This window comes from Microcystis wesenbergii NRERC-220 (assembly GCF_032027425.1).
In the GTDB taxonomy this organism is placed as follows: domain Bacteria; phylum Cyanobacteriota; class Cyanobacteriia; order Cyanobacteriales; family Microcystaceae; genus Microcystis; species Microcystis wesenbergii_A.
This window is the reverse complement of sequence record NZ_JAVSJA010000001.1, coordinates 94858-120549: the sequence shown is the minus strand read 5'-3', so window position 1 is coordinate 120549 and position 25692 is coordinate 94858. Positions and strand designations below refer to the sequence as shown.

Annotated in this window: 20 protein-coding genes; 5 read left to right on the top strand and 15 right to left on the bottom strand. The window is 42.9% G+C overall.

Going from position 1 to position 25692, the window contains the following annotated elements; translation table 11 throughout:
- Positions 1-68: 68 nt before the first annotated feature.
- The 5 genes from RAM70_RS00560 to RAM70_RS00540 form a co-directional block, all read right to left on the bottom strand.
- Positions 69-1418, bottom strand: coding sequence for an ABC transporter substrate-binding protein (locus RAM70_RS00560; RefSeq protein WP_312671952.1), 1350 nt, complete (start codon positions 1416-1418; stop codon positions 69-71).
- 11 nt (positions 1419-1429) lie between these two features.
- The gene (locus tag RAM70_RS00555; protein WP_312671951.1) at positions 1430-2149 is read right to left on the bottom strand and encodes a PspA/IM30 family protein; all 720 of its coding nucleotides are present in this window, start codon (positions 2147-2149) and stop codon (positions 1430-1432) included.
- 107 nt (positions 2150-2256) lie between these two features.
- Positions 2257-4866 carry an ABC transporter substrate-binding protein gene (locus tag RAM70_RS00550; RefSeq protein WP_312671950.1) on the bottom strand — a complete coding sequence of 870 codons (2610 nt, stop codon included), beginning with the start codon at positions 4864-4866 and terminating at the stop codon, positions 2257-2259.
- Positions 4867-4898: 32 nt separating this feature from the next.
- Positions 4899-6263, bottom strand: coding sequence for a DUF1822 family protein (locus RAM70_RS00545; RefSeq protein WP_190380729.1), 1365 nt, complete (start codon positions 6261-6263; stop codon positions 4899-4901).
- Positions 6264-6279: 16 nt separating this feature from the next.
- Positions 6280-7413 carry a sigma factor-like helix-turn-helix DNA-binding protein gene (locus tag RAM70_RS00540; RefSeq protein ID WP_190380728.1) on the bottom strand — a complete coding sequence of 378 codons (1134 nt, stop codon included), beginning with the start codon at positions 7411-7413 and terminating at the stop codon, positions 6280-6282.
- Positions 7414-7658: 245 nt separating this feature from the next.
- Between RAM70_RS00540 and RAM70_RS00535 the strand changes: the two genes are divergently transcribed.
- From RAM70_RS00535 to RAM70_RS00525, 3 genes are all read left to right on the top strand, one after another.
- Positions 7659-8753: a fatty acid desaturase family protein gene (locus tag RAM70_RS00535; protein ID WP_312675761.1), complete on the top strand. Its 1095-nt coding sequence runs from the start codon at positions 7659-7661 to the stop codon at positions 8751-8753.
- A 122-nt stretch (positions 8754-8875) separates the two neighbouring features.
- The gene (gene pgsA / locus RAM70_RS00530; RefSeq protein WP_045360290.1) at positions 8876-9409 is read left to right on the top strand and encodes a CDP-diacylglycerol--glycerol-3-phosphate 3-phosphatidyltransferase; all 534 of its coding nucleotides are present in this window, start codon (positions 8876-8878) and stop codon (positions 9407-9409) included.
- A 135-nt stretch (positions 9410-9544) separates the two neighbouring features.
- Positions 9545-10567: a calcium-binding protein gene (locus tag RAM70_RS00525; RefSeq protein ID WP_312671949.1), complete on the top strand. Its 1023-nt coding sequence runs from the start codon at positions 9545-9547 to the stop codon at positions 10565-10567.
- A 27-nt stretch (positions 10568-10594) separates the two neighbouring features.
- Here the strand turns inward: RAM70_RS00525 and RAM70_RS00520 are convergent, their stop codons facing one another.
- Positions 10595-11854 (bottom strand): RNA-guided endonuclease InsQ/TnpB family protein, encoded by a 1260-nt coding sequence (locus RAM70_RS00520; RefSeq protein ID WP_045360293.1) that lies wholly within the window; start codon positions 11852-11854, stop codon positions 10595-10597.
- Between the two features lie 50 nt (positions 11855-11904).
- Between RAM70_RS00520 and tnpA the strand changes: the two genes are divergently transcribed.
- Positions 11905-12336 (top strand): IS200/IS605 family transposase, encoded by a 432-nt coding sequence (tnpA, locus tag RAM70_RS00515; RefSeq protein ID WP_190381759.1) that lies wholly within the window; start codon positions 11905-11907, stop codon positions 12334-12336.
- Positions 12337-12587: 251 nt separating this feature from the next.
- On the opposite strand, the gene RAM70_RS00510 is transcribed toward tnpA, so the two are convergent.
- The 9 genes from RAM70_RS00510 to glpX all read right to left on the bottom strand — a co-directional run bounded on the left by RAM70_RS00510 (position 12588) and on the right by glpX (position 25405).
- Positions 12588-14840, bottom strand: a complete 2253-nt coding sequence (locus tag RAM70_RS00510; RefSeq protein WP_045360296.1) for a PBP1A family penicillin-binding protein — start codon at positions 14838-14840, stop codon at positions 12588-12590.
- 196 nt (positions 14841-15036) lie between these two features.
- Complete coding sequence (gene ilvN / locus RAM70_RS00505; RefSeq protein ID WP_045360298.1) at positions 15037-15561, bottom strand: acetolactate synthase small subunit; 525 nt, start codon at positions 15559-15561, stop codon at positions 15037-15039.
- Positions 15562-15610: 49 nt separating this feature from the next.
- Positions 15611-16822 (bottom strand): RNA-guided endonuclease InsQ/TnpB family protein, encoded by a 1212-nt coding sequence (locus RAM70_RS00500; protein WP_045360299.1) that lies wholly within the window; start codon positions 16820-16822, stop codon positions 15611-15613.
- A 233-nt stretch (positions 16823-17055) separates the two neighbouring features.
- Positions 17056-17718: a LapA family protein gene (locus tag RAM70_RS00495; protein ID WP_045360301.1), complete on the bottom strand. Its 663-nt coding sequence runs from the start codon at positions 17716-17718 to the stop codon at positions 17056-17058.
- Between the two features lie 299 nt (positions 17719-18017).
- Positions 18018-18635, bottom strand: coding sequence for a flavin prenyltransferase UbiX (locus tag RAM70_RS00490; RefSeq protein WP_149973923.1), 618 nt, complete (start codon positions 18633-18635; stop codon positions 18018-18020).
- Positions 18619-19362 (bottom strand): HEAT repeat domain-containing protein, encoded by a 744-nt coding sequence (locus RAM70_RS00485; RefSeq protein ID WP_312671948.1) that lies wholly within the window; start codon positions 19360-19362, stop codon positions 18619-18621. The genes RAM70_RS00490 and RAM70_RS00485 overlap by 17 nt, the downstream gene beginning before the upstream one ends.
- 807 nt (positions 19363-20169) lie before the next feature.
- The gene (locus tag RAM70_RS00480; protein WP_312671947.1) at positions 20170-22515 is read right to left on the bottom strand and encodes a BsuBI/PstI family type II restriction endonuclease; all 2346 of its coding nucleotides are present in this window, start codon (positions 22513-22515) and stop codon (positions 20170-20172) included.
- Between the two features lie 381 nt (positions 22516-22896).
- Positions 22897-24183, bottom strand: coding sequence for a glutamyl-tRNA reductase (locus RAM70_RS00475; protein WP_288000209.1), 1287 nt, complete (start codon positions 24181-24183; stop codon positions 22897-22899).
- Positions 24184-24367: 184 nt separating this feature from the next.
- On the bottom strand, positions 24368-25405 hold the full coding sequence (gene glpX, locus RAM70_RS00470; RefSeq protein ID WP_159297184.1) for a class II fructose-bisphosphatase: 1038 nt from the start codon (positions 25403-25405) through the stop codon (positions 24368-24370).
- Between the two features lie 101 nt (positions 25406-25506).
- On the opposite strand from glpX, the gene RAM70_RS00465 reads away from it, so the two are divergent.
- A complete protein-coding gene (locus RAM70_RS00465; protein WP_312671946.1) occupies positions 25507-25677 on the top strand; it encodes a hypothetical protein in 171 nt (56 codons plus the stop codon).
- Positions 25678-25692: the final 15 nt, after the last annotated feature.

The following is a 25692-nucleotide window of genomic DNA, read 5'->3' as shown; positions in this document are numbered from 1 at the left end:
GTAATTTTTGCTCATTTTTTGGGGGGGAGAGTTGGCAGCTCTCCCGACTTTTGTGGACTGGGGACTTTTCAAGGTAAAGGGACAAACTGCTCACCGGAGGGAGTCGATCGCACTTGAATTAACACCGGTTGACCGATGCGATCGCCAGTATTAGGATCAAAGCTAATTTTTCCGGTGGCCCCTGTTTGATGAAAATTGGCGGAACGCAGCAGGGATTGTAGGCCCTGACGATGGGTATTTTCCCTTAAACCGGCAATAATCACCCGTGTAGCGTCAAAACTGGTGGCTGTGCGCCAACTGACCGGACCGCGCCACTGTTCCTGCATAAGATTGGCAAAAGTCTGGTTAACCGAGGGGTGCCAGGGTGCGGCAAGGGTTAAACCTTGGGCGTTTTTGCCGCCATCTTCGAGGGTACGAATATTGTAGAGGGTGGGACTACTAAACAGAGGCAAACGCTGACGATTGGAGCGAATAACCTCAAAAACGGGATCGAGACGATCAACATGAGCGACGACAAATAGACCGTTAGCACCCCCAGAAATCGCCTGATTAAGAGCTTGATCGGCCTTAAAATTGGGGACACTCAGATCACAGACTATCGGCACAATTTGACCGCCTTTTTTCGCCACATTAGCCATCAACTCATCTTTAAAGGAAATATTATCAGGAGCTTGAGAATCGTAGCAAAAAGCAATTTTCTGGACTTTAGCAGTATTTACTATGTAATTTGCTAAGGTTTCCGTAATTTTGCCGTTAGAAGCCACCAGACGAAAGATATAATTTCCCGCACCGGAGAGATTATTAGCCAGGGAGGTGGGAGAAATCATCACCAAACCGCCTTTTTCGTAGATAGGAGCGGCGGCTAAACTGGCATCGGAGGCATTATGACCGATAACGGCGATAATATCGGGATTTTTGACTAATTCACCGGCTACCTCTTTCGATATCTGCGGCTGATTATCGTCATTAACCACGATAACCATCAGTTTTCTGCCGTTGATCCCTCCCTGTTGATTGATCTGGGTTTGTGCGCTGGCGACTCCTCGCAATATTTCCTGAGCGACGTTGGGATTAGTTGTTGCTGGCACAACAACGGCGATTTTGAAGGGATTTGAGCCAGTTTGCAGGTTGCTTAGATAAATTACGCTTTCGGGATCGTTGGGATGTTGAGCGAGGGATTTTTGCAGGAGTTGCTCTGCTTCTTGGTGATCACCTTGAGCAATGGCAGCGATCGCTGATTCTTTGGTGGTGTTAGAATTAGTTTTGATCAGGAGATGATTGCCGTAACTCATGCGGGGATTATTATCGGCTTTTGGGGCAAATATTGCCAATATTTGGGGAAAAAGAAACCAACCGATCAACCCCAGTAAAACATAGAAAATTGGCGGTAAACCCGCTTTTTTGCCAGTCTTTGTCATTGCTTTACTCCTTAACTTTGCTGATTGAATTCGGCTAAACGGCGGTTAATTTCGTCATCAAGGCTTAATAAATCGATTTCTTGAGCTAATTTCTCGCTATAGTTCTCGCTTAATTCACTATAGGCGTTTTCTTTTCGATAACGGTCTTTAATCGCTTCATTGGCATCCTCAAAGCGATCGCGGGAGGTATTGAGGTTGAGACTACTATCAAATTCGTTTATTTTGCCTAAAGCCTCATTCATGGAACTAATCGCTTTTAAGTTGCTCATTTCTAACTTATAATGCTCGATTTTTTCCTGCTCTTTACGAAGTTTTTCCTTAGCAGCAATGACTACTTTTTCGGCATTATCGACCCGATCTTTCATAGCGGGTAGAATTTTTTCTAGGGAGAGAACCTTAACCATAGCTAGTCTTGCCGCTTCTTGAAGACCTTTTTTTTGAGCGGTGACAGCCTGTTGCAAGTAGTTTGTGTGTTCCTGTTTTTTTGCCTCGTATTGTGCTTGGGCCGATTGCTGGGCTGCTACTACTTGCGCCACCGATTCTGTTAATTCCGCTAGGGATTTTTGCATCGATTCTAGGGATTCTCTGGCCGATTCTACGGCAATTTTGCCGCCGGATTCGATGGGAATACCCCACAACCAATTCCAGATCGCAACGAGAGAATTTCCTGCCTTATCACCGATCAGCCAAAAAATCAAGGCTTTTGGGGTTAATTTTTTTAACAATTTCATGCCGTTTGTCTCCTAGAGGTGTTACCTGTTAATTAGGAGTGATGGCCAACTTTAATGCAGTGGGTAAGGTTAAGTTTTGTAAAAAGTCTTGACAAGGATAGGAAGGTTTAGACTGAACCGGCAGATTTAATGGGAGCGAGGGGGACAAATTGACCCTTTTTGACCTGTAGAATCAAGTAGCGGCGATCATCAGGATTATTGTTCATGTTGCGGACACCATTCTCATCGAATCTAACAGTGCCAGTCATTCCTTCGATAGAAAAATCGTTTCTTAAAACTTGATTTAATAATTCTCGATCGAATTTTTGTCCTTGTTGGTATAACTGTCGCAAAGCGGTGAGGATAACTTTAGTCGCATCGTAGGCCATGGGAGTGCGCCAAACATTGATCTTATTTTGCCAAAAACTGTGGATATAATTATCTTGTTTGAGATCATACCAAGGCACGGTGATAACTAAATTTTCTACTCCTTGTTTACCTTCTGCAAGGGTGAGATAACTTTGAAAGGTGGGGGAACCTAAAATCACTAAGTTTAACTGTTGTGCGGGACGTTGCTTAAAGATACTGACGGCTCTTTTCAGATCGTCAATATAGGGAGCAACCATGAGAATATTTACTTGGTATTGAGCGATTTTTTGATAAATTTTCTCTTGATCTAAATTATTTTTTGGTTCGATATTGCAGTCAAAATCTGCATCTTTAATGACTTTTTGAAACTGCTGACCGAGAAGAATGTTTCTATATTTTTGAGCGAAGTTATAATTATCCCCAGAGCGATTATCGTAACAAATTAAATTAGTGGGGTTTTGGATAATTAGCTTGTCAGTTTGTTTGCGGATGTATTCACTTAAGGTTGTGGCAAAAGTTTCCAGATCGGGAACCATCTTATACACATAGCCATTACCGGAGATTTTCGGGGAAAAGCTGGTGGGAGATAGGGCAACAATTTTCCCTTGTACATAGATATCTTTGGCCGCTTCACTAGCAGCAGAAGCATTATGACCAACCACTGCTAAGATTGACGGATCTTTAACAAATTTTTCGGCTCGATCTTTGGCATCTACGGGGCTATTATTATCATTAGCGACCACTACCTGTAGAAAGTGAAAATCGGGGTTTTTGGCCTGTTCATCGTTTAAATCCTCTTGGAATAAAGCAATACCTCGTAAAATTTCCTGAGCAGTTTCTGGATTATTACCAAGCGGAACACTGGTGGCAATTTTTAAGGGATTTCTGTCTTGATAGGCCGCACGAGCGTTATTATAATAGATGCGAATCTCTGGATTATTTGGCAAGCGATCGAGGGATTTTTTAAAAAGCTGAATTGCTTGTTTATATTCTTTATTTTTAAAAGCTTGTCTTCCCCGTTCAATAATGTTATCTTGTCGGTTTGTCTTTAATAATATTTCTTCACCTAGGCTAATTTCTGGGTATTTACTAGCATCATCGGAAAATACTCCTCCCCAATATAAAACTGATAAAGTTACCAGAATACTTAAAATAAATAACAGAGCTTGTTTCCAGCGACTAGATAGACGTAAAGGCCAACTTTGCTCATAACTATTTTGGTGATTTTCCTCCGTATTTTCAGGGGGTAAAGGTAAAATTAACGGTGGTTCTTCAGGATTTTCTATCAAACGAGGCAGTAAAGAAGAACTAGCAGCATCCTTCTCAAATTCATGTAATCTTAATTCTTGTCGAGCGCTTGTTAAGGATTCCTGTAGGGATTTATGTCCAAGAAAATTGGGAAGAAAAACTTCTAGAAATCTCAAAGCAACCCGCACAGCGATGGGTTCTTTCATAACAATAATATGCGGTACTCCGATATTAGCCAACTGACGACCGATACCTAACCCATCGCAGGAGTTACAGATAACAAGTTTTAAGCCTTTTTTAACAGCTATTTTCAGGGAATTTCTTAAATTATGTTCAGGAGATAAAGCCGTATCATTATCAATGATAAAAACTCCATCATGTCCGTCGCTACTGGTTTGACTATGACCTAAATAAACTACAATATCCCATGGATTTTTGATCAACTCATTCTGAATATTTATCGTTGAAAGAGGAACTTCTGAACTGGGACTTAATATTTGTATATAAACCTTATCTGGGTTTCCTAGGACCGTTTGCAAACTGGATAAACCCAGGTAATTATGCTCGTTTTCGATGTCAATATTACCCAAAATTACTAAAACATGAATCGGAGGAGTAAGGTTAATTATCGGAGGATTTCTCTGGATAGTAAGAGCAATTTCCACATCATTCCACCAATCCCGTAAAAAATTCCAACACTCCCAGGGAATTTGTTGTAAATCAAAGTGGGTAGTTTGGATAAAAAATCTTACTTCTGACTCAGTACCTATATGGAACAAGATACGATTTTGTATCGAACTCAGAGAACTGGAATTTAGCCATTCATTTAAGCTATCTTTTAAAGTTTGAGTGGCTTTTCTGAGGTTGTCTCTAGGATCACCTACCGCTGCATGGGTGATCATACTATGAGGAACGGTAATTCCTAAACTGGGTTGACTTTCTACCCAATGATAATAAGCTCGACGATAATTTTGCAAAGCGGCAGCAATGTCAAGGTTAGGGACTAATTTCCCCTCGGCAAAAGGTGCTATCAAGAGATGATTGTCACGAATTTCTAGAGTGACGGAAAATCCCGTTTCAAAACTGCCATCACCAATTTTCAGAATCACAACTCTGCTCATGTCTTTACCCTTGACATTTTCTGCTATCTCTATTAAATACTAAACTGCTCGGTAATGCTACTGTCCCCTAAACTTAGGTTAACATTAAAGCGATCGTCGGCATCAGCTAGAAAATAAAGTTGCAGATAGCTATCTAGGGGTTTCTCCCTTGCTATTGCTTCTAAACCGGGGATTAATTGGCCTATTTCATCGCTAATTTGCAAAGATAAACCGGGGGGTAGCTTGGCAAAATTGTCCATGGCATAGGCACGAATTAAGACAGCAATTCTCTGGTCACTGGTCGATAAAACTCCCACCATTAAAGCGATTTTATAACCCATTAATTGACTACCCACATCGAGCATTTTACGAATAGCAGCATTGGGATAATGAGGATCAATATTCCAGAGATATTCGGCCGCTTGCCAGCGAATAGTTTCATCTTGGGTTTGATGTTGCAGTTTTGCTAAAGCTTCCTCTGGGGTTAAATGTTCCGAAAATTCCACCTCTTTTTGACTAGCATACAGTTGTCTAATTTCTCGCTGAATATCTGTCGGAGATTCTCGGCTGCTGATTTTTTCAGCAGCCAACAAAAACCCTGGATTAATTGGACGATAATTGTCGATAGTGCTGAGGATTTCCTGCCATTTATCGCTAATAATTCCCTGCAACCATTGACTAAGTTTAGTGGGGATTATTTCTAGACGCTGCTGATAAAGTTTTTCTCGCCATTGTTGATTATTCAACAAAGCTAACCACTGCTGACAACTAATATCTAATCTCGGAGAATAGGGTGAAACTTGACTTAACTTTTTAATTAAATTTTCTGCTGTTGCTGGCGATAAGTTTGCTAAAGATTCCAGTTTTCCTTGTTCACTCTCTCCCTCTAAACAACTCTGCCAAAGAATATCTAAATCATCAATTATTTGCTCACTGTCCAAATAATATTGATGGTAAATTGGATCGTATTCTGCGAGATTTTTAACATCTTGTCTGGATATAAAACCCCAGATATTGAGGAATTTTTCTGCTAAATCTACCTGCACCCCTAGATAAAAATCTGCCGCTAAATCGGGAATATCAACCCATTCTTGCTCTATTGTCAATCCCTCAATGTCAATCGCTTGACTGGGAATAGTGGTAACTTTTTTATCTTGAATTTGCCAAGTAAAACCGTTAATAAACTCCCAAAGATACTGATGGTTTTTAGGTGTTATTTGAAGGGAACAATCAAGATTATCTTTCAGCCAATTACTTAGGCATATTTGCACCAAGTAATTAATCAAAGCCTGATTTTTGGCGGTTTGATTAGAGTATTGACCGAGAATCGATCGAGCTTGTTTAATCTCTGTTTCCGAAAAAGTTAGCCAAAGGGATTTCGGGTTAATTTGTTGCAAAATATCGAGGTTGACTTTCATGGTATCTCCTAACAGATTAGATTTGAGTTAAGTAGGACTGACAAAAATATTCTAGATAAGCATCGATCTCTTGTTTTTGCCGAGATTGTAATTTAATCTCATTTAACAAACTAGGACAATCTTTGCCTTCCCTTGCACAGAGTAGCTGATAAAATTTTTTACATAATTGGGTTATTTCTCGACTAATAGTAGATGAGTGAACTCCCAATCGATTAGCGATCTGTGCTTGCGTCATCTTTTGATGATAGTAACAATATACAATCTGTTTAACTTCATCCTCAAGAGTGATTAATAACTTATTAATATCTTCCTGGATTTCTTGCTGTTGTAGTAAATCTTTACTTGGCTTCTGACTGGGGAGATTTTCCCAAAAGTAATTGCTATTATCGTCATAATTATTAAGCTCAAATCTAGAGTAAGAAGGATCGATATGATTACGCATTATCTCCCCTATTTGATTGAGTTTTGCTTGCACTTCCTCAACGGTGAGAATAACTTGCGGTTGTAACTGCTGCAAGCGATCGATTACCTGTTGCCAATCTTCCTCTTGCCACTTATCCAATGATCTAACAGAAGCTTTTTTAACCTCTCGAAAACAGTTAAATATTAGCAGGTGATTCTCGGTAAAGATACCCGATGTTCGTAAAATTTTTTGAATTTTATTCGCACTAAAAAGACTGACTATACCGAGATTAGTCCTGCCGATAGTTTTATACTCTCCTCGCAGGAAATTATAGAGAGTATTTCTCAATTTTTTATCTGTCCATTTTTCTAAGATTAAGCGAAAAAATCCCGGTTTGGTCTTGTTATCCTGAAAATTACCGTAAAAAATAATTGCCGTGGCAAGCAAATTCAGCAAATAGTAGAATAGGGTTTCATAATCAGCATCGATCCGATGGCCAACATTTTGATAGACCCTTTGAGTTACCATACAGGAGCGATATTGTAAGAAAACCATCCAATGAGACTTGACTAATTGGTTATTAGGCTCATTCTGTAACCATTGCCACAGATAAAAATACACCGCTTCATCATTGGCTACGCTTCGAGCGATCGCATTGATCGATTTTCTTAATTGTGGTACTTCGCACCAGAAAACTCGATCGCCTTCAATCGCTTTAATAGTAGTATAAAAGTACCTAACGCTCATTTCTATCACCGGCTACAGGTATCTGATATCTGATTAGGTAAAAACCGAGGATTTTCTGCAAGAGTAGCAAATAAATTGAGCGATTCCCTTGCCAAGCGCACCTCTTTCTCTGACAATAGATGAGGGACTGATGAGAAATTATCAGTTATGCTGAGACGGCTTTAGCAAACCAGTAAAAGACTCATAAATTCACTCTGAGCTGCCAAAAATTGCCGTCGGATCAACTTCTAGGACAAAAATTAGGAATGCGAGTAACTTTTACCGAAAATCAGGGTTTTAGAAAGGAATTGAATAAACGGGTTGATGCTTATTTTACCGAAAACGGCATCCCCACCAGAGATAATTTTGCCATGTACCTGAAGACGATCACGATTTTAACTTGGGTAATTGCCGCTTGGCTATTTGTGCTTTTTGGTCCCGATATCTGGTGGCTAAAAATTATCGGTTGCCTGGTTTTAGGAGGAGGATTAGCAGGAATCGGTTTTAGCATTGGTCATGATGCAAACCATGGCGGCTATTCTAGTAAAAAATGGGTTAATTCTCTCCTTGGCATGACCTACGATTATATCATCGGTACTTCCAGTTATCTCTGGCGTTTTCGTCATAATTATCTCCATCATACCTACACCAATGTTTTAGGGTACGATGTGGAAATTCACGGCGATGGTATCGTGCGAATGACTCCCCATGCCGAGCATAAATGGTATCATCGTTATCAACATTTATTTATCCCGATTCTCTACGCTATAATTCCTATCTATTGGTCATTCTCCGATGTGCGCTCCATCCTCTTTTGTAATCGTTTTGGCGAGATTAAAATTCCCAATCCTAAACCGATCGATTTATTCGTTTTATTGAGCGGAAAAGTTGTTTATCTCTTTTGGTTTATTGGCATTCCTCTCTTAGTTGGTTATAGTCCCCTAGAAATAGCGATCGGTTTTCTCATTGCTTTTATGACCTATGGAGTGCTTGCCTGTCATGTATTTATGTTAGCTCACGTTTTGGAACCCGCCGAATTTATTCAACCCTCGGCAGCTAACCAAATCGAAGACGAATGGGCAATCTTTCAAGTGCGAACTACCGTAGATTTTGCTCCTAAAAATGCCTTTTTAAATTGGTATTTAGGGGGATTAAATTATCAAGTTGTTCACCATCTTTTTCCGCAAATTTGTCATATTCACTACCCCCAAATTGCCCCAATCTTAGCGGAAGTTTGCCAAGAATTTGGCGTTAATTATGCCGTTTATCCCACCCTGCGAGGTGCTTTAGCTTATAATTATCGTTGGCTCAGACAATTAGGCAATAAACAAAGTAATTTCGATCTCAAATTAGCCAGCTAAAGATCAGTTATCAGTTATCAGTTATCAGTTATCATTGGTTAGTGATTGGTCACTGTTTACTGTTTACTGGTCACTATTTACTGATTACTGATTACTGTTTACTGTTTACTGATCACTGAAAAATGAACCTACCCAACTCGATTACCCTATCGCGACTCTTGGGACTGCCATTAATTTTATACTGGTTGCACCAAGGCACAGAAATCGAGCGCTGGTTAAGTTTAATTATCTTTCTAATTGCTGCCAGCACCGATTGGCTCGATGGTTATCTAGCGCGAAAATTAAATCAAATCACCGAATTAGGTAAATTTCTAGATCCTTTGGTCGATAAATTGCTGGTTCTCGCTCCTCTTTTAGCTCTGATTGAAATGGATTTAATTGCTGCTTGGGGAGTATTTTTGATTCTTGCTCGGGAATTAGCGATCGCTGGTTGGCGCATTAATCCGAATTTAACAGGAAATAGCGACATAAAAGGGGCTAATTGGTGGGGAAAAAGCAAAACAGTCAGCCAAATTGTCGCTATCGCTCTCTTAATTGCTCCCTTGCCTTCTGAATATAACTTAATTTCTCAGTTCGCTTTTTGGCTATCAGTAACATTAACTTTAATTTCTGGGGTGATTTATGTCATACCCAGCCAAAAATTAACCCAAAATTGATAAAAACTTAACCATTAGCAATAATTCAGGAAACAAGCCTCGCAAACATGATTGCATTTTTTTTCTCGGTATATAATGATCGGAGGAAGACTGTCAAACTCTTCAAGTTCAAACATATCACTCAAAGAAAAAACTATGCCTATCACCATTTCTGCTCCGATTGGCTCCACCACGGGTTTTAATATCACGGCTCCAACAGCAACCACATCTCTAACAGCTTTTTGGACAGCTAATGCAACAAATATCAACCTAGCCGTTTCTATCCCTACCACAGTCACCGGTAGAAATCTTACTTCTTTAGGCAGATTTTCTGGACGTGCCACTTGGAGACTTCGCAACGGAGTCGGTCAGACTGACGTGGCGAGTGCTAACCTAACTGGTTATAATAGCTCTTTTTCACAAAATTATTTTCTTGCTGCCGGAACTGACACTTTCGTCTCCTCCACTTTTTTAGGAACCCATATCCTCGACTTTGGTGGTGGTCAAAGCTTTACTAAAGCAGAAAACACGGCTAATTCCAGTAACAGTATTGCCTCTTTGAGTGGCACTGAAAATTACGTCCTCAGAGGTGCCAATGGAAACGATAGCATAACTGGCAGCAACCAAGCTGATACCCTATTCGGTTTCGACGGAGACGATATCCTGAGTGGTATCGGGGGTGCGGATTCCCTAGTTGGTGGCGCGGGAGCCGATCGCCTAGTTGGTGGACTGGGAGCCGATACCCTAACCGGTGGCGACGGAAACGATACCCTAACCGGTAACGGGGGAACGACGAATACCCTGGATGGTGGTAATGGTGCTGATAGATTTGTATTTACCAATCAGGGTGGTCAGATAGTTTCCCAATTCATTACCGGTGACAATGATGTCTTTGCATTTACTGTTACTAATTACTCGGGCGCTCCAGCAGCAGGTACGCCGCCAGTTGTTAGTAATGCGGCTACTGCTGCCAATCTTTCTAGCAGTATCATTGTTGATATTTTTGATAATATCGAGGCCTTGGAGACTACTAAACCATTAATTCGTTTTGCCTTCGCCACCGATACAAAGACCCTCCTCTATGACAATGACAGTGACTGGTCAACCGCCAACATCCCCGTTGCGACAATTACCTCGATTACTGGTACATTAGCTGCTGCTAATTTCGCCTTCATTTAATTTCCTTGTTTGATTGACTCTCCCCCGCTAACCGCTCGCGCGGTGTAGCGGGGGATTCTCGGTTCTTAGGCTTTTAACTAGATCGACCTGGTTTAACTGGAGGATCCCCGTCAAATCGCCTCCGCGAGCGTTTTCTAACACGGTCAGTCCGACCGCGTTTTTTCCTCGGTTCTCGATTACCTTTGCTGATGCTGTATCTCTTGGTTCTATGTGACCGCAAGAATCACACCGGTGAACTCTTTCCGATAATGCTTTTTTACCAGTAATTGCGCCACAATTCGGACACTCTTGCGAGGTTCCGTTTTTATCAACCTTAAGATAATATTTTCCCCGTTTCCAAATAACAAACGGTAGTATCTCGTTAATAAAACTACCGATGCCCGAATCTAGAGATTGTTTTCTAACGATACCCCTAGACCAGGAAACGAAGTTAATATCCTCAACAAAGATATTATCAGCAAGATCACAAAGATAATGAGCTAGTTTAAAGTGCCAATCTCTACGAGTATTAGACACTTTTTCATGTAATCTTGCTATCTTCTCCTGAAGTTTTAACCAACTGTTTGAGCCTTTAGTTTTCCGTTTCAAGCGTCTTTGTAGCAATTTAAGCTTACTCTGTACTTTCAACAAAAATCGAGGGGCTTTGATTAAATCTCCTCGTGAAGTAGCGACAAAACTTTCAATTCCCGCGTCAATTCCTAAACAGGTCTTCCCCACTGTCATATCGGGAACTAATTCCGTAGATTGGAAAGAAACCGAAACGTAAAATCCCGACGCTTTTTGGATAATTCGAGCTTGTTTAGGCTCAAACCCAGACGGGTACTCCCTAGATTTCCTAATCCGAATTTTTCCCAATTGCGGAAAATTTAAGTATTCGTCACCTAAGAAGTTTTTTGACAGCGCAGGAAAAACAAAACTCCGCATCTTTTTCTTAAATCTAGGAAAGCCGAAGCCTTTCGATTTCATGTCAGAAAAAGCTTTATCTACAGTTTTTAAAACTTGCTGTAAAACTTGAGCGTTAACCGTCTTTAATATCGGGTAAACTTTTTTAGCTTCCGTTAGATTTTTGGCTTGAACGAAGTAATTAGGATAAGGTTCATCCGCAGGAATTATGTACTCGGAAACTAGCGAACAGTGATCCGCAAGAGACTTTCGAGAGTTTAACCAATCTTTCCGTTCCGAGAGAGCGTAATTATAAACGCTCTTGCCAACATCGAGAATATGTACAATCTCCCGTTCCTGTTGCCTATTTACCTTTAGTTTGTACTGGTAGGTAAGCGTTATCACTGTCGTTTGTTTCGTGGTATATAATTAGATTATAACACTTACTGCCTAATATGTCAACCGATTACAATCATGGATTTCGCTCTGTTTATAGACTTACCGCTCAGGTCGTATTCGTCATCAAATACCGGCGAAAAGCTATTAACAATGAAATCTTAGCTCGACTTAAAGAAATCTTTGCGTCAACGCTGACGAAATGGGAAAGCGTGTTGCTTGATTTCAATGGTGAATCGGATCACGTTCACCTGATTATTGATGACAAGCCTGACATCGCTTTATCCAAATTAATCGCTAACCTTAAAACAGTTAGTAGTAGCTTAATTAGACAAGAATTTCCGTATTTGGCGGCCAAGTATTTCTACAACAAACCCTATTTTTGGGCGGGAGCTTATTTCGTGGCTAGTTGTGGTGGAGTAACTGTTGAACAACTAAAAAAATATGTTGAGAATCAAAACTCCCCGAAAGTGGAAACGCTACTGCGTTAGTTTCATTCTGGTGGCGATTTATCTCCCGTTAAACCGCGTAGCAGTTAACGGGAGTCCTCTCGCTCCATTGAGATAGACAGATACTGGGTGTGTTAGCTAGGGCTAGGACACCCTTATTACTGTGAACCATTTAAATTGTTAGTTGAGATGAGGCAAGAGGCAAGACCCCCCGATGTCGGGGGGGTTGGGGGGATTCCACTAATCTTAAGGATAGACGGTTAAAATGGGTCTGAGCTTCAGAACTATTGGGGTTAGTTTTGTGTGGTGATTAACTGACGGTGATAATCGCCCCATAACTTGGCTGCCTGTTGACTACTGCCCGCAGTGGGAGAATTATTATCATTACCTAACCAAATGCCTGTCACCCAGTGGCGACGGGGAAGATAACCGATAAACCAGAGGTCCACATAATTATTCGTAGTTCCCGTTTTACCCGCTTCTCCCATGCCAATACTGGCAGCGCCTCCTGTACCATTAGTTATCACCCCCCGCAATAAGCTATTCATCGTTTCGGCGGTTTTAGGGGAGATTACCCGCTGATTTCTATCGCTATCGTCGCCATAGTCATAAATAACCCGACAGGTACTCAAATCCTCCACATTTTTACAGTCGGAAGCGTCGAGAATGCGTTTAATGGCGTGGGGACGATTCCAGCGCCCGCCATGGTCAAAAACCCCATAAGCGCCAGTCATTTCCAAGACATTTACCTCGCTTTGCCCTAAAATTAGCCCCGGTACAGGATTTAAAGGTGATTTTACCCCCAAACGTTCCGCCACATTGACCACATTACTTAATCCTGCCTCGCGAGCAATGCGAAGGGCGACGCTATTTTCCGATTGCGCTAAACCTTGAAACATATTGACCCCCCCGCTACTGCGTTCACAGGGAGAATAGGCTTGTCCTTGCCAAGAGAGTCCAGCGCAGGTATAGGTTTTATAGGGCGATATTCCCTGTTCCAGGGCGGCAGCATAAGCAAATACCTTAAAAGTGGAACCGGGTTGACGTTTAGCTTGGATAGCGCGGTTAAATTGGCTTTTTTGATAATCAACTCCCCCGACTAAAGCGAGAATTTCCCCGGTTTGACTGTTTAAGGTAACTAACGCCCCTTGGGAGTAACGATAGCGGGGGCCTTGGTTTAAGACATTATTTTTTAGGCTTTTTTCTGCGATCGCCTGCAGCCGGCGGTCTAAACTGGTTTCAACGATAAAATTGCCCTCTTTCGCCACTTCCTCCCCTAAAAGAGCCTGTAATTCCTCGAAAACGTAACTATAAAAATATGGTGCAATCGTACTAGATAGGGATTTTTTGGCTTGGGGACTGATTTCAATGCGGGATCTGCGGGCGCTGGCGGCCGCTTCCGGGGAAATCATGCCTAATTGGGCCATGCGATCGATGACACGATTGCGATATTGTACGGAAGTGTCGTAATCTTGAATGGGATTAAATAAATTCGGGGCGGGTAACATAGCCACAAGGGTAGCAGCCTCGGAGATATCTAAATCTCTAGCGGATTTATCGAAATAAAAGCGGGCCGCGTCTTCAAAACCGTAACCGGCCAGACCGAGATAAACTCGATTGAGATAGGTTTTGAGAATTGTATCCTTACTATAGACCGCTTCTAATTGTAAAGCGACAACCATCTCCCGGAGTTTGCGATCGGCAGTATTTTGGCGACCGACTTCGGGGAATAAACTACGCGCTAACTGTTGAGTTAGGGTACTGGCCCCTTGACGAATGCCTTGACCTTGCCAATTAATCATAACAGCCCGGACAATCCCCAAAGGATCAACCCCAAAATGCCAGTAAAAACGACTATCTTCGGAAGCGACAACCGCCTGGGGCAGATAGGGAGAAAAATCGCCCAGATTATCTAATTCTTGGTGAGTTTCCTGTCGAATGGGATTGAGGGGAGTTTGACCATCCCTAGGGTAAACCACCACCGGACCGCTCACCCCGGAAGGGAGTGGATAAACATTAACTCTACGACTTTCCCAGATAATCGCTAAAACTAATAAACCGAAAATACCGCCCGCACCGTAGAAACCATAGCGCAAAAGTCGCGCCCACAGGGGAGGGGGACAGTAGTAGGAGATGGTGACACAATTGGCTAAGTCTGGGGGGGCCAGGGTAAAGGTATCACCATGACGCAGGGAAACGCTTTTGAGACGACGTTTACCCATATAAACCCCGTTGGTGGAGTTTTCATCTGTAAGCAGGAAATTATGGGGATTTTTTGGGTCACGCTGTAGGGAACAATGAATCTGACTGACCACGGTATTACGGATAGTAATATCACAGGAACTGGAACTGCGGCCTAACAAATAGCGATCGCCAATGAGGGGATATTTGCTTTCCCCACTGCCATTCTCGTTTTTAAGGCGTAATTCAGGAACTCTCGCCCCTTTTTTGAGATTTACCGCCTGAAAATTCACCTTTCCTTGCAATTTCTGCACGGCAACGGTGACAAGTTGACTAATTTGGGTTTTCGGCGACTGCTTAGACATAGTTTTTATCAGTTATCAGCTTCTGGAGGCAAGAGACAACAGGCAATAGGCAATAGGCAATAGGCAATAGGCAATAGGCAATAGGCAATAGGCAATAGGCAATAGGCAATAGGCAATAGGCAATAGGCAAGTGGGGAAGTGGGGAATTTCAACTAAAACCCTAAAACCCCAACACCCCAATTCATAGCCAATATCCCTAAATTGCCATTTTAGCCTCTAAAGCTTTGAGGTATTCCGTATTGACTCCCGACTCGCGAATCAGAGCAATTTTACCGGTACGCGCCACCTCACGAACGCCAAATTTATTCAGCATTTGCATAATCGCCACCATTTTACCCGGATCCCCCACCACTTCGATGGTCAGGGTTTCCTCGGAAATATCCACAATCCGCGCTCGGAATACCTGCGCTAATTCGATCACTTCCGCTCGGCGATCGGCGGTAGCATTAACTTTAATCAGCATTAATTCCCTTTCCACACAGGGGGTTTGGGTGATATCCTGCACCTTGAGGACGTTAATTAATTTGTAAAGTTGTTTGGTTAACTGTTCGATGCTGTCCTCGTCCCCGGGTACTACCATCGTAATGCGAGAAACTCCCATCTGTTCGGCCGGACCCACGGCCAGACTTTCAATATTAAAGCCGCGACGGGCGAATAATCCAGCAATACGGGTTAAAACTCCCGCTTCATCTTCAACTAATACGGATAATGTGTGTTTCATGGCGCTCTGTCTGCACAACCTATATTTCACCATTTTGACACTCCCCGCGCTAAAGCGACGGGGATTCTTGGTTCAAAGAGATTACTTGCTTAGACAGAATCGCTTCTGAAAAAGTAGAGGTATTCTCTCCCCAAGCGTTTATCGGATCTAGCCCGAAAGTTCCCGTATGCCCTACGGTACTTAACCCTTTTTTAAGGATATTGATAGCGGCGTTTTCATCCCTATCTAAAACACACCCACATTTACACTGATGGGTTCTAGTCGATAAAGATTTCTTAACAATTTCACCACAGTTTGAACAGTTTTGGCTTGTATAGTTCGGTGGGACAGCAATCGTTATCTTGCCGAATTTAACTCCAAAATATTCTATCCATTCTCGAAACTGATACCACGCCGCATCATTGATCGATTTAGCTAAACAATGATTCTTGACTAAGTTCTTGATTCTTAAATCTTCGTAGGCTATCACATCGTTAGAGTGAACTACGCACTTGGCTAACTTTACAGCAAAGTCTTTACGTTGCCTACTTATTTTAAGATGAGCCTTAGCTAATCTTTGTCTAGCTTTTTGACGATTTGTACTTCCCTTTTTCTTTTTAGATAACTGTCTTTGAAGTCGCTTTAATCTTTTCTCAGACTTTCTTAAGAATTTAGGATTGTCAACTTTATTACCCTCGTGGTCAGTATAGAAAGAAGCTAACCCCACATCTAAGCCGATACACTTACCCGATGGTTTAACATCTTCTTTAACATCACAAGAAAGAATAAATTGGCAATAATAACCATCGGCTCTACGAACTAATCTAACCCGTTTAATGTCAGACTGTTGAAAGTATCCTAAGTCCCAAGTCCCTTTTAGTTTAAGTGTTCCAATCTCCTTTTTATCACTGAAATGAATGGTTTTAGGGTTAAGAAGCTTCCATCCTGTTGTTTTGTACTCAACGGAACGGGAAAACTTCTTAAACTGAGGATAGCCTTTCTTTCCTGCTACCTTCTTTTTACAGTTATCGAAGAAACGGGAAATAGAAGACCATGCTCTTTCAGCCGATGCTTGCCTTGCTTGGGAATTTAACTCACCAGCAAATTTAAAGTCGTGCGCTAAAACTCGACAATAAGCCGATAGGTCGTATTTATCCACACCCTTGTTATCCATCCAATACCTTAAACATTTATTACGGATGAATTGAGCGGTGCGGATAGCATCGTCTATAGCTTGATATTGTTTTGTTTTAGCCTCAACTTTAAACTCTAGGACAAACATTTACGCTAGGCTTGACAGGATAAACTTATTCTAACACATTAAATATTAAACTGACAACCTATTATCTAAAAGCCGCCCGGTCGTGCGGGGAACCTTAAACCCAAATTTTCGGTAAGACAGGAGACAAGGCCAGAAAAGTCTATCTTCTCTGAGGGATTCAGGTAGAAACCTCCACTCTGTCCTTGCCCTGAGCTACGTCGAGGGGCTTGCCCTGAGCTACGTCGAAGGGAAAGTTAAATCCACTCCTCTTCATCCGCTTTGTTTACCTCCCGATCTTGGTTTTGATCCTGGGTAGGGGGCTTAATAATCCGATAATTGACATCGTACACTTGATCGGCTTTTTCCCCGCGAGTCTGTTTGGCTGTGCGGTAACTATAGGAATAAACTGAGCCAGTTTGAGAACTGTCACTTGGAGGCTTGACAAAATCCGCCCTTTGGCTTCGCTCAGGGTCAACTTTTTCACAATCGGCAACCCTAGGCGGGAATTCTTCCCGATCCTGAATGGTCGTCGGTTTTTCGGCTTGCCCTGAGCTACGTCGAAGGGGGGGTGTATCAAAATTCCAATCATCACCGCTATCTCTTTCCCAATCGTTACCCCGTGCAGAAGCAGTAGTATCTTGAATATAGGTAGGTCGGGGAGATGGGGGTGGAACTGTAGGATTATTGGCTATAGGAGGGGAAGCTTTTGGGGCAGCCAAAGGACGACCAAAACTATAGAGAAATTGCAGGGTTAAACCACTGATAATTCCCGCTAGGGTGAAAAGTAACACCCAGACCGCTAGGGGCAGTTTTACCGTCATAATACCGCCAAAAAAGACCAAAGTGATCACCCCCAGATTCTGCCAGATCAGTAATCCGCCCACAGCGATCGCAAATAAGACCATAATCCAGCCCATTTTTACCTCCCTTGATTCAGTGATCAGTAAACAGTGATCAGTAAACAGTGATCAGTAAACAGTGAAAAGATGGCAAGAAACTGCTATTTAAGTAGTTAGGTGTTAAAAACTGTCAGACACCCCCCTTATTAAGGGGGGATTAAGGGGGGATCGAACCCAAAATCTATCTTCAATTTAATTATAACCAGCTATTTAATACTGCTCACTTAACACATACTGCTCACTTAAAACTCCAATCTGATAACTTACCCACTGATAACTTACCCACTGATAACTTACCCACTGATAACTGATCACTGTTAATGTCCTTGCCAGCGATTAATGGCCACACAATCGATATCTAACTGATCGAGAGTACGAGCGATGACAAAATCGACCAAATCCTCGATCGATTGGGGATGGTGATACCATGCCGGTATTGCTGGCACGATTCTAACGCCCGCCTCGGCTAAAGTGGTTAAATTACGCAGATGAATTAAACTAAAAGGGGTTTCTCGCGGCACTAAAACCAATTTTCTGCCCTCCTTAATCTGCACATCGGCCGCTCTTTCTAGCAAATCGGAACTTAACCCCCCCGCTAATTTAGCCACTGTACTCATGCTACAGGGAATAATTACCATACCAAGGGTGCGATAGGAACCACTGGCAATTGTTGCCCCCACATCCCCCCAACGATGACAGCGTAATTTTCCCCCTTCCATCACCCCGCATTGGCCGCGCCAAAATTGTTCTTGCAGTTCCGGTTCTGGAGGCATCCGCGTCTGATCTTCCGCTTGCCAGACAGTGTAAGCTGATTTGGAAGCCACTAGATCGATCGTGTAGTCGGCTAAAAGTAGATATTTGAGAGTACGGACGGCATAAATCAGCCCCGATGCCCCCGTAACGCCCAAAATTAGCGGTTTAGATAATTCCTTCAAGCTCTAATTCCTCGATCAATTGTAATCCTCTCGGGTCGCCCACTTTTAATAAAGCACCTCTCGCATCTTCCTTGACACCTAAATCCTCATCTTCCACCAAGGCCTCGATCAAAGCATCGATCGCCGTGGCATAAATAACATTGAAGGGCAATTCTCGGCATAATTGACCGATTGACCAGGCGCAATTACTCCGCACTGCGGCGATTAAATCTCGGCGCAATCCTTCGATTAAAGGCGGCAAGACGGTGATGATATCTTCATAATTGACCTTGGCAATCTGGGCCAAACTACTGGCCGCCCATAATCGCACCGCCGAAATATCAGTTTTAAGAGCATGAACCAAAGGCTCGATCGCTCTGCGATCGCCACAGTTGCCCAAGGCCCAAACTACTCCTTTTCTGACGTAACCATTCCAATCTCTGGTCAGTAAATCGATTAAGGGTTCCACAGAGTTAAGACTGGGATTTCTGCCCAAAGCGTAGGCGACACTGACACGCACTAGGGGACAGACATCGTTTAACATTTCTAGTAACGGGGCGATCGCTCTTTCATCACGCAATTCACAAAAGGCGCGGGCGGCGATCATTCTCTCGCTGACATGAGCAGAAGTAAGCAATGACAGCATTTCCTCTGGATCGGGGGGGATTTCCGCTGCTTGATCCGGAGCGCTCCCATCGAGAGGATTATTTAAGGAGTTGCTAGAGTCTAGGATTTCATTGTCGTACATACTTGTTAGATTATCTCAATCCCTGACCGCTTACGTCAAGTTAAAAATAGACCTCTTGTAAAAATCAAAAATTGTTGTTAGGATTAGGAGTCAGGGGTCAGGAGTCAGGATTCATGGCTCTTGTCGGGTTTGTGTGATAATTTTTGCTTATGGAATCGTGAAGTGCTTATCGGGCAAAACTTTTAGGACTATTTCGCCGAAGAAACTATTCAGTATAGACCTCGTTTTCACACAGAAACCAGAAGAGCCGAGTCGGTCGTCAGTAGTCAGGAGAATTAAGAATGAATAATAATCAATTAAATGGTCTATTTGCAGATTTTATGCAATTTAATCCCTATTTTTGCCGTTTTTGAACCCTCAAAAATTAATTATGCAAGAGGTTTAATGAAACTTAATAGCGCACTGCGGGGTTTAATCACCTCAATATTGGCATAATCACCGCAGAAGGTTTCTAGTATTCCACTCAAAAGGTGCTTTACATTTCATGCTTCGCACCCGACAAGATTGACGTACTGTTAGGCAGTGGCTTCGACATCGCACTCTTAGACTCACAGCTTCAATGAATGAGCATGGTGCGTTCCCAAAAATCTATTGGTGGAGCAGTAGGACTTGCATCAGGGAACGCCCCCTACAGCGATCGCACTGTCGTGTACTGTCACTTATGATTGATTGTTATCAGCTTTGCAAAACAGGATTTAGGATCAAAAATAACCTAGAAGCACTGTCCCAATAGAAAACCTAAGCCACCTAACGGTGAAGTTAGGTGTACTTTCACAACTGATATCTTTAAGAACGCTTTTCTGGGTTCTAATATGGACCTAGGAATCTCTCTCCATTGAAGTGAATCATGTGATCGGGCTGATCAGCTACCCAAACTTCTGTTTCCCAGGAAATTTCAGCAAGATAACGAGTCATTTCCCTACGACTGGGAAAAGCAGTAACAAAGACAAGACCCTTACAGCTTAATTGAAAAAGTTGCTTTAGTTCATTGTGGCGTTTCAAATTCACTGGACCATGACTCGTCACCGCTTCTATAAGGACAAGCCAATCTTGGTATCTATGATAGATAACAAGATCAGGCATTTTCCCGTGAGGATCTAATTCAATCCCCATTTCTCGGAATTTTTGTGTTTCGTTGATTATAAATTTATCACCAGCATCGCCAATATATAGAACTACGCCCCCTGGCGTAAATCTTGGACAAAAGCTTTCTAAGATGTCTTTAATTAAAATATTTTGCCCACCTGATGAAAGCTGAATCGCCCGACCATCGGGTAAGGTTATAGGAATCATGGGCAGATTTCGATTCCTGGCTTGCAACCAATTAGTCACTGAAAGCGCATAATTTCTACGAGCTTCTTCCCACTGCTCAGAGCCATAAACTTGAAGCAGTGATAACGCTTGCCGATCAAGTTGGTAGCACCACCTAGGGCTATTAATTGGTCGGTCTGGTTTGTCTGGATTCTGAACCACCAGTCCCATCTGCACAAATTGATGCATTGTCTGTTTTCGAACAGTTTCGCGTGTGTTTGGTGCATATTGTTTTCCGTAATGATCACGGAACCAATCCATCATTTCTTCTGTAATTCCGCGTTTTGGTGCAGTAGCTTGGCTCCAGGGTTTATCAGGTTGAATATCTGCTAACGCAAGTAAGCATAGTGCAGACCTTTCATTCTGTTGCTCTCTAGGAGCAGAGATAGCCTTGAGAATTGTAAGTGCTTCTTCGATTCGTTTGTTTGCTTGAACTGCGGTGCTTGCTTCATCCATAATTGATAGAACTTCATGTACAACTTGATCGATTTCTTCTTGGTTTAAGTCATTGTCCCCAACTTGAACTCCTATTTGGATTAAGTCATTTTTACATGGATACTTAACCCTACGAAGGTCGGTAGCATTGACTTGTGTATGTCCACTAAATTGACGAAAGTAGCTATCAAATAAAGTTGAATTAAGAAATGCGGCTAACCCTTTAGCTACATCAGGAGGCATTCCTCTGCCTTTAGCATGATAATAATTAAGATGATTTTCGACACCTAGAGATTTTGAACCAATAGGAGAACACACAGCAGCAACAACACGACGCTTTTCTTCTTTGGATGAAAAACGTTTTGTCAAAACATACCAGCCAGGCTCAATTAACCATTTTTCTGTTTCGTTATTTTTTTCTACCGCAATGGGCTTGCGGGGATTATCAGGAGGAAATACTACTTTCCTGACTTTTACAGATTCTGGATAAAGTAGGGGAACAGTTCTATCACTCAAATGGTTTCTTAAAGACGATTTCAGGCGAAAATCAACAACTGGACCAGTGGAAACTTCTAAGCCTATCTCATCTAATGTACAGGGCATTTTATTCATTTGAACTCTCAAGGAATTCTTGAGAGAATTTGTAACAATATGAATAAACTGTTCAGAATCATTCGGCTCAATCACTTCGTCATAGGGGGCATATCTAGATTCTGAAATCTCGTCTAATGCCATCTCAGAATTACTGGTTATTTTTACAGTGCTAGGTTTTTGTTTAGATCTTAGGGCGTGAAAAATAATATTTTCCTGTAATACCTCATCTTCTGAGAAGGTTGCTGATCTACTCTCAAATATATGAATTTTATCTAGTTTCATATATTCTAGGAAGGCTTTTCGGAAAGGGCGAAAATACTTGCCATTGCAAAAACTTCTCGGCGTAATCGCAACCACTTCGCCATCGTCTATAAGTTGTACGATGGCAAGCCAAACAAATGCGCTGTAGAGATTTACAGTATCAATCCCAATACTTGCAAGAACTTTCTTTTCTGCTGATTGGCTGTGAATCTTCTTATAAGGTGGATTCAGAATCGCATGAGTAAAGCCCGGAACTACCTTCTTAAAGAGTGGCAAGTTCATTTCACTACTAGCTTTGATGAAATTCTCCCCCCGCAAGCAATAATCTGCTTGAATTCCTTTTCCGTTCAAAGCGGCACAGCATTCTGTGAGGGTTTGATTTAGCGAGGGGAAGAAGACTGGTTCGACTTCATATGCTGTAATGCTGCAACTACTAACCTGATCGGGGTTTGCCAGTAACCGCTCTACTACAGCAGCAGTTAAAGTTCCAATTCCAGCCCCAGCATCTAGAAGGTGAATAGGACCAGACAGGTTGTTGAATTGTCCTGCCATGAAACGCGCAACAGTTGCGGGGGTCAAGAACTGACCCAACTGACTACGCTGTTTCAAGTTCAATCTTGAAGAGTAGTAGACTCTGGCTATATCAGCAGAATCAGTAAGGAACGTTGCCATCTGGTCATTTAGTAGCAGTTATGAATCAATACCACAGAACTCCTTCCAGGTACACCTAACTATCAATTATACCGCTCCCTGCTGCCAACTCCGGCACTCATGGACAGCCTTAACGAGTGATTTAGAGAGTCAACAGCTTAGTGGTCTGTCAATCTTGAAATTGTGGATAGGGGAATGCTGCCAAATTATCCGCTCCCAATCCCTCAAAATCACCTTGACAGACCAATAGAATCGCCCTTAATTTTTGTGGATTACCAGTCCCTAACTATATTCCTCCCCGACACTGAGGTTAAAGAGCATTTGCAGGGATTGTAAACAGCGCTTGCGGGCTTCGATATCCTGTTGGGCGCGTAGTTGTACCATGGGTTCGTGAAGGATTTTATTGACGATACCGCGGGTCATTGCTTCGATAACTTCTTGGTGTTTTTCGGCGAATTCCGTCCCCAGACGGGAGAGGGCCTTTTCTAATTCCTGTTCGCGAATATCTTCAATTTTGCTTCTTAAACAGCTAATTGTCGGTACAGTGTCCAAAGAACGCCACCAAAGCTCGAAAGCTTCCACTTCCTGCTCTAGGAGTGCCTCTGCTTCCCTAGCCATCTGACGGCGACTTTCCTGATTGGCGGCAACCACCGCTTTGAGATCATCGACGTTAAAAGCTTGCACTTGTGCCAATTCCTTCACGTCGGTATGGACGTTGCGGGGAACGGAAATATCGATTAACATCAGCGAGTTAGCAGAAATCGTCACTTCTGTCAATAAAGTTTTAGTTAAAATTGGTTCCGTGGCTCCGGTACTGGTAAAGACGATATCCGATGCCGCTACGGTAGTCATCATCTCTTCTAAGCCATATAGTTGCAGCGGTAGGTGAGGAAATTCACGGGCCAACTCCTGGGCCCGTCTTTGGGAGCGATTGACGATCGCAATTTGCTGAGAACCCTTAGCCAGAAGGTGAGTAACTAATAATCGGGACATTTTCCCTGCCCCGATAATAGCGATTTTCTTGCCGCTGAGGTCTGCCACCTTAGCATGGGCTAACTCCACCGCCGCCGAACTGATCGATACGGCTCCCGTGCCGATGCTGGTTTCCGTGCGGACGCGTTTACCGGCAGTCATCGCTTGTTTAAACAGGCGATCGAGTAATTGACTGATAGTATTGTACTTTTGAGCTAATTTATGGGTATTTTTAACTTGAGCGAGAATTTGCCCTTCACCGAGGACAAGACTTTCTAAACCAGCCGACACCCGGAGCAGATGACGGACAGCATCCTGATGCAGTAGGGTAAACAGATAACGACGCAGGACATTAAGGGGAATATGCCCGATTTCAGCGAGAAACTGGGTAATTTCCACCACGCCCTTTTCCGTATCCGTAACCACGGCGTAGATCTCCAAACGGTTACAGGTACTGATAATAGCCACCTCTTGGATGTGGGGATAACCCTTGAGGTGGGTAAGGGCGGACTCGATTTTCGCTTCCGGGATACTCAATTTTTCGCGAATTTCCACAGGGGCTGTCTTGTGACTCAAGCCCACTACAGCAATATTCATTTATGTTCTCCTACAAATGTTGCTCAGGCTACAAAAATTATTGATAAAGATCAGTGCGTTATGTCTCTAATTGTTGCAATTTAGTCCCCATCGGGATGCAAATAAAAGATGTTTGAAAAAAAACTTTATATATTTTTACCAATGGGGGCGAGGTGAGCCATACCCACCCCACCCGGTCAGAGAATTATCTCAGTTGAATGTATTTGGGTTGGTCGAACAGGTGAACGGTATCGACAAAGCGGGCGGTTTTCGATTGGGTGGAGATAACCAAGCTTTGGGTACGAGCGCCACCGTGGAAGAAGCGTACCCCTTCCATCAGGGTGCCGGGGGTGATCCCACAGGCGGCAAAGAGGACGGTTTGGCCACTGGCTAATTCTTCGCAACCGTAAACGCGATCGGGATTAGTGATGCCCATTTCTTGCAGACGAGCGAGATTACCCTCTCTGCTTTCGCCGATTAAACCGGTTTTGACCACTTCGGGATCATAGATTAATTGTCCCTGGAAGTGACCGCCTAGACAACGCATAGCCGCCGCCGAGATTACCCCTTCCGGAGCGGCACCGATACCCATGAGAGCATGAATATTAGTTCCCGAAAAAGCGCAGGAAATAGCGGCCGATACGTCACCATCGCTGATCAGACGAACTCTGGCCCCGGCGTTGCGGATTTCTTGGATTAATTCCTTGTGACGGGGACGATCCATAACCACTACCACCAGTTCTTCGATCGAACGATTGAGACAATCGGAAAGAACTTTCAGGTTTTCCGTCGCCGATTTATTAATATCCACATGACCTTTAGCTGCTGGGGGAGCGGCTAATTTTTTCATATAAAAGTCAGGAGCGGCGAATAACCCACCTTTTTCGGAGATCGCTAACACGGCCATAGAACCATTTTGACCGTAGGCAACCAAGTTAGTGCCTTCGCAGGGATCGACGGCGATATCGATTTCGACTAATTCGTCGGGATTACAATATTGTTTGGCATCAGCTTGGGTACAGATACCCACTTCTTCGCCAATATAGAGCATGGGAGCTTCGTCTCTTTCCCCTTCTCCAATAACGATGCGACCGCGCATATGGATTTTATTCATCCGTTCGCGCATCGCTTCTACAGCGACGTGATCGGCGGTATTTTTTTCGCCTTTACCCATCCACTTCGAGGAGGCAATGGCAGCCTGTTCGACCACTTCGATAATTTCTAACCCTAGCGTACTTTCCACTCGATGATCCTCCCTACAACTGAATCTATGATTTATCTAGTGAGTTTGTTTCCTTAACAGTCAAAAGTCTATCACCAGACGGGGATCATTCTTAAATTTTTATGCAGATCATCTCGATGAGACCGGCATGGCTAGGGAGTTTTTGCGACTATTATCGCCTAATCTTGGCGATTGGGACTTTTATCGCTGATTTTGTCGTTAATATAGCCCCTGTCATCATTCTGGTTGGGATCGTTAAAGATAATATTTCCTCTCCCACTGGCGATCGTTAGAATGGTGGTTTTGAC

Coding starts and splice junctions, on each gene's coding strand:
- ilvN (WP_045360298.1), bottom strand. CDS start 15,561: ATGAAACACACATTATCCGTATTAGTTGAAGATGAAGCGGGAGTTTTA.
- RAM70_RS00545 (WP_190380729.1), bottom strand. CDS start 6,263: ATGAAAGTCAACCTCGATATTTTGCAACAAATTAACCCGAAATCCCTT.
- RAM70_RS00510 (WP_045360296.1), bottom strand. CDS start 14,840: ATGTCTAAGCAGTCGCCGAAAACCCAAATTAGTCAACTTGTCACCGTT.
- RAM70_RS00465 (WP_312671946.1), top strand. CDS start 25,507: ATGCAGATCATCTCGATGAGACCGGCATGGCTAGGGAGTTTTTGCGAC.
- RAM70_RS00495 (WP_045360301.1), bottom strand. CDS start 17,718: ATGGGCTGGATTATGGTCTTATTTGCGATCGCTGTGGGCGGATTACTG.
- RAM70_RS00550 (WP_312671950.1), bottom strand. CDS start 4,866: ATGAGCAGAGTTGTGATTCTGAAAATTGGTGATGGCAGTTTTGAAACG.
- RAM70_RS00540 (WP_190380728.1), bottom strand. CDS start 7,413: ATGAGCGTTAGGTACTTTTATACTACTATTAAAGCGATTGAAGGCGAT.
- RAM70_RS00525 (WP_312671949.1), top strand. CDS start 9,545: ATGCCTATCACCATTTCTGCTCCGATTGGCTCCACCACGGGTTTTAAT.
- RAM70_RS00560 (WP_312671952.1), bottom strand. CDS start 1,418: ATGACAAAGACTGGCAAAAAAGCGGGTTTACCGCCAATTTTCTATGTT.
- RAM70_RS00535 (WP_312675761.1), top strand. CDS start 7,659: ATGCGAGTAACTTTTACCGAAAATCAGGGTTTTAGAAAGGAATTGAAT.
- tnpA (WP_190381759.1), top strand. CDS start 11,905: ATGTCAACCGATTACAATCATGGATTTCGCTCTGTTTATAGACTTACC.
- RAM70_RS00480 (WP_312671947.1), bottom strand. CDS start 22,515: ATGGCAGGACAATTCAACAACCTGTCTGGTCCTATTCACCTTCTAGAT.
- pgsA (WP_045360290.1), top strand. CDS start 8,876: ATGAACCTACCCAACTCGATTACCCTATCGCGACTCTTGGGACTGCCA.
- RAM70_RS00500 (WP_045360299.1), bottom strand. CDS start 16,822: ATGTTTGTCCTAGAGTTTAAAGTTGAGGCTAAAACAAAACAATATCAA.
- RAM70_RS00555 (WP_312671951.1), bottom strand. CDS start 2,149: ATGAAATTGTTAAAAAAATTAACCCCAAAAGCCTTGATTTTTTGGCTG.
- RAM70_RS00475 (WP_288000209.1), bottom strand. CDS start 24,183: ATGAATATTGCTGTAGTGGGCTTGAGTCACAAGACAGCCCCTGTGGAA.
- RAM70_RS00485 (WP_312671948.1), bottom strand. CDS start 19,362: ATGTACGACAATGAAATCCTAGACTCTAGCAACTCCTTAAATAATCCT.